At 70.3% G+C, this 13,113-nt stretch carries 11 protein-coding genes; 3 read left to right on the plus strand and 8 right to left on the minus strand.

The window, feature by feature from the left end; genetic code table 11:
- Positions 1-33 precede the first annotated feature (33 nt).
- On the plus strand, positions 34-645 hold the full coding sequence (locus ABTX60_RS08960; protein WP_352096396.1) for a Uma2 family endonuclease: 612 nt from the start codon (positions 34-36) through the stop codon (positions 643-645).
- 13 nt (positions 646-658) lie between these two features.
- Here the strand turns inward: ABTX60_RS08960 and ABTX60_RS08965 are convergent, their stop codons facing one another.
- The 4 genes from ABTX60_RS08965 to aspS all read right to left on the minus strand — a co-directional run bounded on the left by ABTX60_RS08965 (position 659) and on the right by aspS (position 5,497).
- Positions 659-1,078, minus strand: a complete 420-nt coding sequence (locus ABTX60_RS08965) for a hypothetical protein (RefSeq protein WP_352096397.1) — start codon at positions 1,076-1,078, stop codon at positions 659-661.
- A gap of 50 nt (positions 1,079-1,128) precedes the next feature.
- Positions 1,129-2,472, minus strand: coding sequence for an MFS transporter (locus tag ABTX60_RS08970; RefSeq protein ID WP_352096398.1), 1,344 nt, complete (start codon positions 2,470-2,472; stop codon positions 1,129-1,131).
- 169 nt (positions 2,473-2,641) lie between these two features.
- Positions 2,642-3,616 carry an intradiol ring-cleavage dioxygenase gene (locus ABTX60_RS08975; RefSeq protein ID WP_352096399.1) on the minus strand — a complete coding sequence of 325 codons (975 nt, stop codon included), beginning with the start codon at positions 3,614-3,616 and terminating at the stop codon, positions 2,642-2,644.
- 117 nt (positions 3,617-3,733) lie between these two features.
- Entirely contained in the window at positions 3,734-5,497 is a 1,764-nt protein-coding gene (gene aspS / locus ABTX60_RS08980) for an aspartate--tRNA ligase (protein ID WP_352096400.1), read from the minus strand.
- A 178-nt stretch (positions 5,498-5,675) separates the two neighbouring features.
- Here aspS and ABTX60_RS08985 point away from each other — a divergent pair, with 178 nt between their 5' ends.
- The gene (locus ABTX60_RS08985; RefSeq protein ID WP_352096401.1) at positions 5,676-7,814 is read left to right on the plus strand and encodes an ATP-binding SpoIIE family protein phosphatase; all 2,139 of its coding nucleotides are present in this window, start codon (positions 5,676-5,678) and stop codon (positions 7,812-7,814) included.
- 52 nt (positions 7,815-7,866) lie between these two features.
- Here the strand turns inward: ABTX60_RS08985 and ABTX60_RS08990 are convergent, their stop codons facing one another.
- From ABTX60_RS08990 to ABTX60_RS09000, 3 genes are all read right to left on the minus strand, one after another.
- Positions 7,867-8,946: an AI-2E family transporter gene (locus ABTX60_RS08990; RefSeq protein ID WP_352096402.1), complete on the minus strand. Its 1,080-nt coding sequence runs from the start codon at positions 8,944-8,946 to the stop codon at positions 7,867-7,869.
- 85 nt (positions 8,947-9,031) lie between these two features.
- Positions 9,032-10,009 carry a pirin family protein gene (locus ABTX60_RS08995; RefSeq protein WP_352096403.1) on the minus strand — a complete coding sequence of 326 codons (978 nt, stop codon included), beginning with the start codon at positions 10,007-10,009 and terminating at the stop codon, positions 9,032-9,034.
- 174 nt (positions 10,010-10,183) lie between these two features.
- On the minus strand, positions 10,184-11,728 hold the full coding sequence (locus ABTX60_RS09000; RefSeq protein WP_352096404.1) for an MFS transporter: 1,545 nt from the start codon (positions 11,726-11,728) through the stop codon (positions 10,184-10,186).
- Between the two features lie 153 nt (positions 11,729-11,881).
- Here ABTX60_RS09000 and ABTX60_RS09005 point away from each other — a divergent pair, with 153 nt between their 5' ends.
- On the plus strand, positions 11,882-12,613 hold the full coding sequence (locus ABTX60_RS09005) for a TetR/AcrR family transcriptional regulator C-terminal domain-containing protein (RefSeq protein ID WP_352096405.1): 732 nt from the start codon (positions 11,882-11,884) through the stop codon (positions 12,611-12,613).
- A 13-nt stretch (positions 12,614-12,626) separates the two neighbouring features.
- Here ABTX60_RS09005 and ABTX60_RS09010 read toward each other — a convergent pair whose 3' ends face one another.
- The gene (locus ABTX60_RS09010; RefSeq protein WP_053670262.1) at positions 12,627-13,094 is read right to left on the minus strand and encodes an SseB family protein; all 468 of its coding nucleotides are present in this window, start codon (positions 13,092-13,094) and stop codon (positions 12,627-12,629) included.
- Between the last annotated feature and the right edge of the window lie 19 nt (positions 13,095-13,113).

The raw sequence follows: 13,113 nt of genomic DNA on the forward strand, positions 1-13,113 counted from the left end.
GCCCCTGGGCACAGACGACGAGGAGCGAGCGCCATGACCATCGCCCCGGAGAACGCGCGGCAGGGCGCCTCCCACCTGTACCGGGTCATGCGGGATTTCGTTCAGTCGGCGGACGACAACCTCCCCGGCAAGTTCGAGATCACCAAGGAAGGAATCGTCCTCGACATGATGTCGCCCATGAAGCCGCACGAACTCACCGTGCTGCGCGTCCGGAAGCGCCTGGAGAAGGTGATGCCGGACGAGATCGTGGCCCACACGGGTGAGCCCGACGTGGAGGACGAGCCCGAGGGCATCATGCGTCGGCCCGACGTGATGGTGATCGCCGAGGCGGACATGGAAGGGGAGGGTTCCTTCGATCCCCGGTCGCTCGTCGCCACCGTGGAGGTCATCTCCCGCTCGAACCCGGACAATGACTGGGTCACCAAGATGCGCGACTACCCCCTGATGGGCGTTCCCGTCTACGCGATCTTCGACCCCCGCACCGGCACCGGCACCGTCCTCACCGACATCCACGCCACCCCCGACGGCCCTCGCTATGCCACCCGCAAGGACTTCGTCTACGGGGAGGACGTCACCATCGCCGACTGGACGATCTCCACCGAAGGCCTGCCGCGTTACGAAGACGGCACCGGCGGGCAGCGCTGAGCCTCTCCGACTGCTAAGGGGTCAGCAACGCCGCAAGACCGGTAGCGGTCTTCTCGCCCGCCCGCTGCCTGATCAAGCCCTCCTTGGCAGCGGCACGGAGTCTGACCTCCGAGTCGGTCGCCCCGCCCTTGGTCACCCGCGCGGTGACCACGACAGGGTTCAGGCCGCCGACGCCACCGCCGGCGACGACACGGATCGTCCGCTGATCCGCACCGGGTTCCGGCACTGAGCCGACCGTTCGCCCTGCTCGTCGGAGCACTGAGGCAACGCGCTCGACTGTGTCTTCGAACGGCAGGGCGACGACCAGGTCGATCTCGTGCACGTTCTTCCTCATCAGCTTGGCCACGAGGCGGGTCAAGCCACCCCAAGCCCCGCTGGCAGCAGCCAGAGCCGCAAGCTCATCGGCCAGGATCTGGTCCTCGTGGTGGTCCACACGCCCCCCGTTCTCGTTCGGACGACCACGCTTACCACGAGCCGTCGCGCTTACCGCACAGCCGCCTCCCCCGAAACTGCCGCGCGCCCACCGGTACCCAGCTGCTCGCCCCGCTTCGTGTGCCGCACGAACGCCACCCCCACCACCGCCAGAATCGACGCCGCCGACAGCGTGTACAGGCCCCCGTTGGTACTCCCCGTCGTGTCCTTCAGGTAGCCGAACAACGTCGGCGACACGAAACCGCCGAGATTTCCCAGGGAGTTGACCAGGGCCAGACCCGGCGCCGCGATCTTCAGGTCGAGGCCCGACTGGGCCATCGGCCAGAAGAGCGTGGCCGCGCACTTGCCGCCCACCGCCGCCAGGGTGAGCGCGGCGAGGCCGAACCAGGGGGAGCCGAGCGTGGCGAGGAACGTGCCGGTGGCGGACAGGACCAGGGCGATCGCCAGGTAGGGGCGGCGGTCGGGGGCCCGGTCCGTGAAGTGGCTCGTCGTGTACATCGCGATCACCGCGCAGATCCAGGGGATCGCCGACAGCAGCCCGATCTGGAAGGGCGACAGCCCGCCGATCTCCTCCACCAGACTCGGCAGCCAGAACGTGATCGCGTAGCCGGTGAGCGCCATCGCGAAGAAGACGGAGGTCAGAACCGCCACCTGCGGGTGGAAGATCAGCTTCCAGCGCGATACCGACGGGGCGCGGTCACGTTCCTCCCTGTCCCGCGCCACCGCCTCGCTCAGCGCGTCCTTCTCCTCCTGCGTCAGCCACTTCGCGTCCTGGATGCGGGAGACCAGGAAGAACCCGGCGACGAACCCGACCAGAATGGAGAACGCGCCCTCCAGGGCGAACATCCAGCGCCAGCCGGCGATGCCGCCCGCGCCGTGCAGTTCGAGGAGCGCACCGGTGATCGGGCCCGTCACGATGTACGCCGTCGCCGAGCCGCCCAGGAAGATCGCACTGGCCCGGCCCCGGCTGGAGTCCGGCAGCCACTGGGTGAAGTAGAGCAGCACGCCGGGGAAGAAGCCGGCCTCCGCGACGCCGAGCAGGAAGCGCAGGCCGTAGAACATCCACACGTTGTGGATGAAGCACATCGCCACGATCACCAGACCCCAGGTGATCATGATGCGGGTCAGCCAGACCCGGGCGCCGAACCGCTCCAGCCACATGTTGCTGGGCACTTCGAACAACGCGTAGCCGATGAAGAACAGGCCCGCGCCGAGTCCGTAGGCCGTGGCTCCTACTCCGACGTCGGCCCGCAGTTCGTCCTGGACGAAGCCCACGTTCGTCCGGTCCATCTGGTTGACCAGCAGCATCAGGACCAGGATCGGCAGCATGCGGCGCAGGAACTTGCCCACCGCCCGTTGCTCGGCCTCGGGTACAGCTGTCGCGACGTCTGACATCGTTGTCTCCCTTGCGGTACACGTACATGAACAGCAATCACGTACGCGGCTCGAAGGGACCTTAGGGAGGCTCGTCATCCGGGTCAACGGGTGGGACAGAAGTCCATGTTCGTGAATGTGGGGCGGACGGTCAGGACCTGCCTGCTCACGTCCGCCCCACATGTCCGCGTCAGCTCGCGGTCGCCGAAGCCGAAGCCGACGCGCCCGGCGGGACCGAGTCCCCCGTGCCGTCCTGTGCCGCCTCGGGGTCGACGCCCATGGTGAGCGTGGCGACGACGCCCTTCGCGATGGCCCCCTTCTTGTACTTCAACTTCAGCAGCCCGCCCTCGGTGCCGTTGCCCGGGTAGATGGTGTCCTCGTCGAGGGTCGTGCGGGTCGTGGTGTTGGTGGAGTACGGCGCGACCTCGGCCGTGGCCAGCACGGACGCCTCGTCGAAGAAGAGCTGGCCGGTGTGGCAGGTCGTGCCGCCCTCGTAACCCTCGCCGGTCCAGGTGCCGTTCACATGCACCTTGGTGTGGATGTGGACGCAACGCCCCTGGTACCAGCCGGGGAAGACCGTGCGGAAGACGACCTCGCCCTTCTTGTCCGTCCGCCACGTACCGCGCAGGTAGCGCTCGTCGTCGGTGGGCTCCTCGTGCCCTCCACCGCCACCTCCCGGAGGCCCGCCCGTGGGGGTCCCGGTCGGCGTACCGGAAGGCGTACCGGAGGGAGGCGTGCCGCCCCCGCCTCCATCACCGCCCCCGCTGCCCATCGCCTCGTACCCGGAGTACACGCCCAGCGCGTTGCAGTGCCAGATGTCGACGGCCGCGTTCGCCAGGGGCTCGCAGGTGTCGGAGTCGATCACCTTCAGACGCAGGCTGAGCGGGATGCCCTCCTGATCCTCGGTGACGTCCCGGCGGAGCTTGTCCGCGTCGATGTAGTACGGGCCTTCGGTCGTCTCGGACGTCAGCCTGTAGCAGGCCTCGCCGGATGTCCCGGCCTTCTTGCCCTGCGCGGCCGTGGTCTCCTCGCCGGCGAACGCGCCGGCCGCGAACGAACCGCCGACCCCCGCCGCGACGACCGCACCGGCACCCGTGACGACGACCTTACGGCGCGTCAGATCCCTCTTGTGTTTCGGCCCTGGGGCCGTCTCCTGTCCCGTCATGGGAAAGGAAGCTAGGGAGCACGGCTGTCAGGAGCCTGGGTGAGAGCTGGGTAAAGGCCCTGGATACGAAAGTGGCTCGGAACCGGCGCCGGTTCCGAGCCACTCACGGGAGTTCGCCTACTTCGGCTGCGGCTTGCGCACCGACAGGTGCAGCTCCTTCAGCCGCGCCTCGTCCAGCTCCGTCGGCGCGCCCATCATCAGGTCCTGGGCGTTGCCGTTGAGCGGGAAGGAGATGGTCTCGCGGATGTTGGGCTCGTCGGCGAGCAGCATGACGATGCGGTCGACGCCCGGGGCGATGCCGCCGTGCGGCGGGGCGCCGAAGCGCAGGGCCCGCAGCATGCCCGCGAACTTCTCCTCGACGGTCTCGCGGTCGTACCCGGCGATCTCGAAGGCCTTGAGCATGATCTCCGGCTCGTGGTTCCGGATCGCGCCGGAGGACAGCTCGACGCCGTTGCAGACGATGTCGTACTGCCAGCCGAGGATGTCCAGCGGGTCCTGGGTCTCCAGGGCCTCAAGACCGCCCTGCGGCATGGAGAAGGGGTTGTGCGAGAAGTCGATCGCGCCGGTCTCCTCGTCCTTCTCGTACATCGGGAAGTCGACGATCCAGCAGAACCGGAAGACGCCCTCCTCGAAGTGCCCGGCGCGCTTGGCGGCCTCGACCCGCACCGCGCCCATGATCTTGGAGACCTCGTCGAACTCGCCCGCGCCGAAGAAGACCGCGTGGCCGGCGGCGAGCGACAGGCGCTTGGTCAGCTCGGCGACGTTCTCCTCGGTGAGGAACTTCGCGATCGGGCCGGTCAGCGAGCCGTCCTCGGCGACGCGGACCCAGGCCAGGCCCTTGGCGCCCTGCGAGACGGCGTAGTCGCCGAGCTGGTCGAAGAACTTGCGCGGCTGCCCGGAGACGTCCGGCACGGGCAGGGCGCGGACGTGCTTGCCGGCGAACGCCTTGAACTCCGAGCCCTCGAAGACGTCGGTGATGTCGACGAGTTCGAGCTGGGCGCGCAGGTCGGGCTTGTCGGAGCCGTACTTCAGCATCGCCTCGCGGAACGGGATCCGCGGGAACGGCGAGGTGACGTGGCGGCCGCCGCCGAACTCCTCGAACAGCTCGGTCATGAGCTTCTCGACGGGCTGGAAGACGTCCTCCTGCTCGACGAAGCTCATCTCGATGTCGAGCTGGTAGAACTCGCCCGGCGAGCGGTCGGCGCGGGCGTCCTCGTCGCGGAAGCAGGGCGCGATCTGGAAGTACCGGTCGAAGCCGGAGATCATCAGCAGCTGCTTGAACTGCTGGGGCGCCTGGGGGAGGGCGTAGAACTTGCCCGGGTTCAGGCGGGAGGGGACGACGAAGTCACGGGCACCCTCGGGGGAGGTCGCGGACAGGATCGGCGTCGCCATCTCGTTGAAGCCGAGGGCGACCATCTTCGAGCGGATCGAGGCGATCACCGAGGAGCGCAGCATGATGTTCTTGTGCATGCGCTCGCGGCGCAGGTCCAGGAAGCGGTACTCCAGGCGCCGCTCCTCGTTGACCCCGTCCTCGGTGTTGATCGTGAAGGGCAGCGGGGCGGCCGCGCCGAGCAGCTCGACCTCGCCGACCTCGACCTCGATCTCGCCGGTCGGCAGCTCGGGGTTGATGTTCTCGGCGCCCCGGGAGACGACCTGGCCGTCGACGCGGACGGTCGACTCCTTGGAGAGCTTGTCGAGGGCCTCGTAGGCGGGGGTGCCGGGACGGGCCACGAGCTGCGTGATGCCGTAGTGATCGCGCAGATCGATGAAGAGGATGCCGCCCAGGTCGCGCCGATTGTGCAGCCAGCCGCTCAGCCGGACGTCGCTGCCGACGTCAGAGGAGCGGAGCTCGCCGCAGGTGTGGGACCTGTACCGATGCATCGTCGTTCATCCAGTCTTCGCTGATCGGGGTCTGTGTTTCACGTGAAACGCCTCCCCAGCGTACCGGGCAGGCGAAGATCGACTCTCCCCAGTTGTCGATCGAGCACGCAGTGGCCGCCGTTCGGGCGCGTGTCGCCATCGGTGGCAGTGTTCGAGCGCGTCTTCTTAAAGTAGGCCAATGCGCACTGGCGAGCCTCTGCCCGCCGTGGGGGAGGCCCTCGCCGCCCTCGCGACCGGCCTGTGGCACTGGGACACCGCCACCGGGCTGGTCACGGTCGATGCCGAGGCGGCCCGGTTGCTCGGGCTGCCCGCCGAGCAGGTCAGCCTCACGGAGGCCCAGGCCCGGGCCCGGCTGCACCCGGTCGACTGGAACGAGATCACCGGCGTGATCCAGCTGGCCGTGGCCGAGGGCACCCTCGCCGAGGTCCGGATCCGCATCATGGACGAGCTGGGCCGGGTCGTCCGGGTCGTCCGCAGCCGCTCCAAGCCGTCCTTCGACCGGGCCCGCAAGGCGTACCGGCTGATCGGCACGCTCCAGGAGGTCACCGAACCGACGCCGGGCACCCCGGCCGGGCGCAGCGCCGTGACCGGGGACTGGCGGCGCTCCCGGGAGGCCTTCCTGCTGGACGCGGGCCGGGCACTGGCCGAGGCACGCTCCACCCAGGAGGTCCTGCGGGTCACCGCGAACCTGTCGATGCCCGGGTTCTCGCCCGATGGTCTCGCGGTCTTCGGGGTGTCGGGCGATCGCCTGACGATCATCGGCCACCACGGGCAGCAGCGCGGCACCGAGAACCCCTTCTCGGACATGCCGCTGGACACCGACTACCCGGCCGCCGAGGTGGTGCGGACCGGGCGGGCCGTGTACCTGTCCTCCGCCGAGCAGTACAAGGCCCGCTACCCGCTGACCTGGCCGCTCGCCGAGCGCTTCGGCCGCCGCTCCTGGGCGTTCCTGCCGCTGACCGTGGCCGGGCGCACGATGGGGGCGTGGATGGCGGCGTTCACCTACCCGGTGGCGTTCACCCCGGACGAGCGGTCCGTGCTGGCGACGGTGGCCCGGATGCTGGCGCAGGCCCTGACCCGGGCGGGCCTGGCCGAGAGCGAGCGGGCACTGACCGACGGCCTCCAGCGCACGATGCTGCCGAGGCTCGGACCGCAGCGCATCCCGGGCATGAGCGTCGCCGCCCGCTACGTCCCCACCGGCGGCGGACTCCAGGTCGGCGGCGACTGGTACGACGTGATCCCGCTGCCCAGCGGACGGTTCGCGCTGGTCATCGGTGACGTGCAGGGTCATGACGTACGGGCGGCGGGCCTGATGGGCCAGCTGCGGATCGCCCTGCGGGCCTACGCGTCGGAGGGCCACCGCCCGGACGCGGTGCTCTCGCGCGCCTCCCGTTTCCTGCACGGCATCAGCGACGAGGACCCGGCCGATGCGCGCTTCGCGACGTGCGTGTACGTCGAGGTCGACCCGTCGACCGGAGTGCTGGACATCGCCCGCGCCGGACACCCGGACCCGGCGATCCGGATGGCCGACGGCACGGTGATGACCCGGCCGACGTCGGGCGGACTGCCGCTGGGCATCGACCCGGACGCCGACTACCCCACGACCCGGCTCACCCTGGAACCCGGCGAGACCATGCTGATCTGCACGGACGGCCTGCTCGAGACCGGCGGCCACGACCTGGAGACCGGCTGGCAGCGGCTGCGCGTGATCCTTGAGGAGCACAAGGGCGATCTGGAGGAGCTCGCCGACTCCCTGGTGCAGGCCGTGCACGGGCCGTCCTCGCACCACACCACCGGCCCGCTGGCGGACCGCCGCGAGGACGACATCGCGATGCTGCTGCTGAGCCGGGAGGGCGGGGGCTGCGGCTGCGGCGACGCGATGACCGTGCGGCCTCCGGCGCGGCGCTCGGTGCTGACCGTCGCGCAGGCCGAGCCCGAGCGGGTCGCGGTCGCCCGCCAGCAGCTGCGCGAGCTGCTGCACGACTGGGCCTCGCGCGACCAGGTCGACTCGGCGGTGCTGCTGCTGTCCGAGATGCTGACGAACGTCCTCGTGCACACCGACTCCGACGCCCTGCTGGTCGCCGAGATCACCGGCGAGGTGGGCGGGCGGCGGCTGCGGATCGAGGTCACCGACGCCGGGGACGACCTGCCGCACCGACGCCGCCCCGGGGAACTGGCGTCCTCCGGCCGCGGCCTGGTGCTGATCGAACTGCTCGCGCACGCCTGGGGGGTGGACCCGCGCGGCGAGGGCAAGAGCATCTGGTTCGAGCTCTACGAGTCCATGAACGGCTCGGGCGACGGGTCCTGGTCCCCGTAGCGCTCACGCCTCTTGTGGGGGCGCCCCGGGCGGCGGCTTCGGCCCCGTACGGTCACGCCTCCTGCGACGACGGCCCGGATACCGGCGGCTCCTGGTCGCCGTAGCGCGTGCGCAGTTCCTGGATGACGCCGAACGCCGCCGCCGTGAGCGGGACGGCCAGCAGCATGCCGAGCACTCCGGCGACGGACGCCCCGGCCGTGATGGTCACCATCACCACCGCCGGATGCATCTGCACGGTCCGGCTCTGGATCATCGGCTGGAGCACATGCCCCTCCAGCACCTGCACGGCGAGGACCACGCCGAGTGCCCACAGCGCGATGACGAACCCCCGGTCGGCGAGCGCCACCAGCACGGCCAGCGCTCCCGAGATGAACGCGCCGAGATAGGGGATGTACGCGCCGACGAAGACCAGCGCGCCCAGCCCGGGCGCGCCGGGCACATCGAGGACGAGCAGCCCGACGGTGATGCAGAGCGCGTCGATGAGGGCGATGAGGGTGGTGCCCCGCATGAACCCCTCGACGGCCCTCAGGGCCCGGCGCGCCATGGCCTCCAGGACGTCCGCCGACCCGCGGGGCGACAGGGACCGCAGCGTCCCGGCGGCCTTGTCGGAGTCGCGCAGGAAGAAGAAGACGAGCAGCAGCGCGAGGACGGCCATGGCGATGGACTCGCCGACCACACTGACGCCGCTGATCACGCCGGAGGCGGCCGTACCGCCGAACTTGCCCAGCAGCTCCCGGGCGTTGGAGGCGAGGTCGTCCAGCGAGGTGCCGGCCGCCCCGAAGTGCGCGGAGACGCCCCGGGCGGCCTCCTTGAGGGAGGCGACGATCTCGTCGCCGGTGTCGATGAGCGCGGCGACCACGATGTACACGGCCCCGCCGACCACGGCGACCACCGCGACACAGGTGAGCCCGGCCGCGATCGAACGCTGCACCCCGGCTCTCACCAGCCGCCGGTGCAGCGGCCCGAGCAGCGCCGTCCCGAGCAGCGCGAGCAGCACGGGCACGACGGCGGTCCGGAACTCCACGACCAGCCGGATCCCGACGTAGACGACCCCGGCGGAGAGCAGCAGAACGGCACACCAGGCGGCGAAACGCCGGGCGGCTTCGGGGAGCAGCGGGGTGGAGGCCTGCACATACCCACCCGACCATGCCCCGGGCGGGCCGTCCCGTCAGGGAGGCCCGCCAGGGTGACGGGGCGTCAGCCGCCCCCGTGCCGCGTCAGTCCTGCGGACCGCTCGCGGTCATCCCGTGCACCGCCGGGACCGTGCCCAGGCGGCCCTTCTGGAAGTCCTCGAAGGCCTGCATGAGCTCGTCCTTGGTGTTCATGACGAACGGGCCGTAGTGGGCCATCGGCTCGCGGATGGGCTGTCCGCCGAGCAGGACGACCTCCAGGTCCGGCGTGTGCCCGTCCTGCTTCTCGTCCGCGCGGACGGTCAGCGAGGAGCCCGCGCCGAAGACCGCGGTCTGGCCCATGTGGACGGGACGCCGCTCGGCACCGACCGCGCCCTTGCCCGCCAGGACGTACGCGAGGCCGTTGAAGTCCTCGCGCCACGGCAGGGTGAGCTCCGCACCCGGCGCGAGGGTCGCGTGGACCATCGTGATCGGCGTGTGGGTGATGCCGGGGCCCTCGTGGCCGTCCAGCTCACCGGCGATGACGCGCAGCAGCGCGCCGCCGTCGGGGGAGGTGAGCAGCTGGACCGAGCCGCTGCGGATGTCCTGGTAGCGCGGGGCCATCATCTTGTCCTTGGCGGGGAGGTTCACCCACAGCTGGAGGCCGTGGAAGAGCCCGCCGGAGACGACGAGATGCTCGGGTGGGGCCTCGATGTGCAGCAGGCCCGAGCCCGCGGTCATCCACTGGGTGTCCCCGTTGGTGATGGTGCCGCCACCGCCGTTGGAGTCCTGGTGGTCGAAGATGCCGTCGATGATGTAGGTGACGGTCTCGAAGCCGCGGTGCGGGTGCCACGGGGTGCCCTTGGGCTCGCCCGGCGCGTACTCCACCTCGCCCATCTGGTCCATCATGATGAACGGGTCGAGATGGCGGTAGTTGATCCCCGCGAACGCCCGGCGTACCGGGAAGCCCTCGCCCTCGAAACCGCTCGGAGCGGTCGTGACGGCAAGTACGGGACGGGCCACGGCGTCGGCCGGCGCGGTCACGCGGGGCAGCGTCAACGGGTTCTCGACGGTCACTGCAGGCATGTCGGTTCCTCCTCGTGTACGCCCAGTTTAGTTGAGCGTTGAACTTCTTGCCACCCCGAACAGAGAAAACCGGGAGGACATTCCCACCCGGGGGACGGCGCAGCGAACCACGGGAGACCGGCATGGCGAAAGGCCGTCACCCTGCTGCGGGGTGACGGCCCTCGTGCGCCGGTATCAGGCGACCGGCTCGCGCTCCTCACTCACGGCCTCGGCGGAAGCGGACTCTGCGGACTCGGATTCGGTGGGCGCGGCCTCGGCGGACTCGGACTTCCGGTCCCGCATCACCAGCGTGGCGACGACCGCCGCGGCCAGGACACCCAGCGCGCTGATCGTGAAGGTCGTCGACATCGAGGCGGCGAAGGCCTCCCGGGCCGCCCGCACCAGCCCGGCGTCGCCGCCGGCGACGGCCAGCGCCCCGCCGATGGATTCCCTGGCCTGCTCGGGGGCGTCGGCCGGCATCTCGTCCGCGTAGCCGCCGGAGAGCAGGGAGCCGAGGATCGCGATGCCGAGGGCGGTGCCGGACTGCTGGATGGTGTCGTTGAGGGCCGAGCCGACGCCCGCCTTGTCCTCCGGGATGGTGCCCATCAGCGCGGCAACCGCGGCCGGCATGGCCAGACCGGCGCCCAGGCCCAGGATTCCCAGCGCCACGGCCGGGACCGTGAAGCCGCTGTCGGCGCTGAGCGTGGTCAGCAGTCCGAAGGACGCGGCCATCAGCAGCATCCCGCCGAGGATGACGAACCGGTTGCCCGCCTTGACGGCGAGCTGAGCCCCGGCCGCGTTGCCGGCCAGCGCGGCCACGGCCAGCGGCAGGAAGGCCAGGCCCGCCTTGACCGCGGACCAGCCGAGGACGAACTGGAGGTACTGGGTCAGCACCAGCAGCAGGCCCGCGTTGCCGATCTGGACGAGCGCCAGGGAGAGCGAACCGCCGCTGAAGTTGCGGTGCCTGAAGAGAACCATCGGGACCATCGGCGAGGGGGTCACGTTCTGCCAGGTGACGAAGCCGGCCAGGGCGATGACGGCGACGGCCAGGACGATGAGGGAGCGGCCTTCGAACGCGCCGTGCTGCGGGATCTCGATGATCCACCACACCAGGGCCGTCATGCCCACCGCCGACAGCACCGCGCCCAGCGGGTCCGGCTTCTGCCACGGCGCCTTCGACTCCGGCATCAGCAGCACACCGGCCAGCAGCGCGAGGCCGACGATCGGCACGTTGATGAGGAAGATCGCCTGCCAGGCGAAGTGGTCGATCAGCACACCGCCGAGCACGGGGCTGCCGACCAGCCCCAGCATCGACACCGAACCCCACGCCGCCATCGCCTTGGGCCGCTCGTCCTCGTCGAAGACGGTGATCAGGATCGACAGGGTCGAGGGCATGATCAGCGCGCCGCCGACGCCCATCGCGATCCGCACCGCGATCAGCTCACCCGGGGTGGAGCAGAACACCGCCCCCAGCGAGGCCGCCCCGAACAGCAGCAGCCCGATCAGCATCACCCTCCGGCGCCCGAACCGGTCCCCGAGGCTTCCCGAGGTCAGCAGCAGTCCGGCGAAGACCAGGGTGTAGGAGTCGAGGATCCACTGCATGTCCTGGGCGCTCGCCCCGAGGTCCTCGGTCAGCGTGGGCACCGCGACCGTCAGCGCCATGTTGTCGACGACCAGGACCAGCGTGCTGAGGCACAGCACGATCAGGATCCACCAGCGGCGTGGATTGCGAGCTTCCATGTCCTCTTCCCCTCCTGCGAACATCGTTCCTTCGATGCGAACACTGTACGCATGCACGAACACTGTTCGCAAGGCTTGAGTTCTGTACGCTGAATGCGCACGCTGTTCGCGCGAAGCGGTTCGACGCGAAGAGGCTCAACAGGAGGGACCCCGATGAGCAGGGCGAAGGACAAGAACCCCATCCCGTCCGTCTGGACCCGCGAGCAGCGCCGGACCGACCAGCCCGCGCTCAGCCGGGACGCGATCGTGCGCGAGGCGATCGCGATGCTCGACGCCGAGGGCATCGAGGCGCTCTCCATGCGCAAGCTCGGCGCGCGCCTGAACGCGGGCGCGACCTCGCTGTACCGGCACGTGGCGACGAAGGACGAGCTGATGGAGCTCGCGGTGGACGAGGTCGCCGCCGAGATCCACGTCCCGCCGGCCGGCGGCCCCGACTGGCGCGCGGCGGTGACCGAGGCGGCCGGGTCCTTCCGCACGACGGCGCTACGGCACCCCTGGCTGACCCTGGTCCTCGGCCAGGCCGGGCTCGCCTACCTGGGGCCGAACTACATGAGCTTCTCGGAGCGGCTGGCGGCCCTGTTCACCGCTGCGGGGTTCCCCGAGCCGAGCCGGGCGATCGACGCCGTCTTCTCGTACGTCATCGGCATGAGCACGACGGAGGCCGCCTGGCTCACCACGGTCGCCCGCTCGGGCGAGACGGAGTCCGAGTTCGTCGCGCGCCTGCTTCCCGCGGCCCAGCGGGTCTCGGCCGGCTACGACCATCTGGCGGCGGCAGGCCCCGAGACCGGTAACGAGGCCGCCGACCCGGCGAAGCTGCGCGAGGGCAAGTTCGCCTACGGCCTGGAGGTCGTCCTCGACGGCCTGGCGCTGCGCCTGCCGAAGTGACTACGGCCTGGTTTCAGCCGCCATACATCCGGCGCATCGCGAACTCGACCATCTGCTCCACGGCCTTCGCGTCGAAGACCATGCGGTGCTCACCCTCCATGTCGAGGACGAAGCCGTAGCCGGTCGGCAGCAGGTCCAGCACCTCGGCACCGGTGATCACGAAGTACTTGGACTCCTTGCCCGCGTACCGGCGCAGCTCCTTGAGCGTGCTGAACATCGGGATCACCGGCTGCTGGGTGTTGTGCAGGGCGAGGAAGCCGGGGTTGTCGCCGCGCGGGCAGTAGACCTTCGACGTCGCGAAGACCTGCTGGAAGTCCTCGGCGGCCATCTGCCCGGTGGTGAAGGCGCGCACCGCGTCCGTGAGGGAGGGCGGGGACGGCTCGGGGTACAGCGGCGGCTGCTGCCCGTATCCGCCGGACATCGGCTGCTGCGGAGGGGCGTACTGCCCTTGCGGGCCCGCTGTCTGGTCGTAGCCGTACATGAGCGCAAGCGTACCGAGC

The sequence above is a fragment of the Streptomyces sp. NPDC126510 genome (assembly GCF_040302345.1).
In the GTDB taxonomy this organism is placed as follows: Bacteria; Actinomycetota; Actinomycetes; order Streptomycetales; family Streptomycetaceae; genus Streptomyces.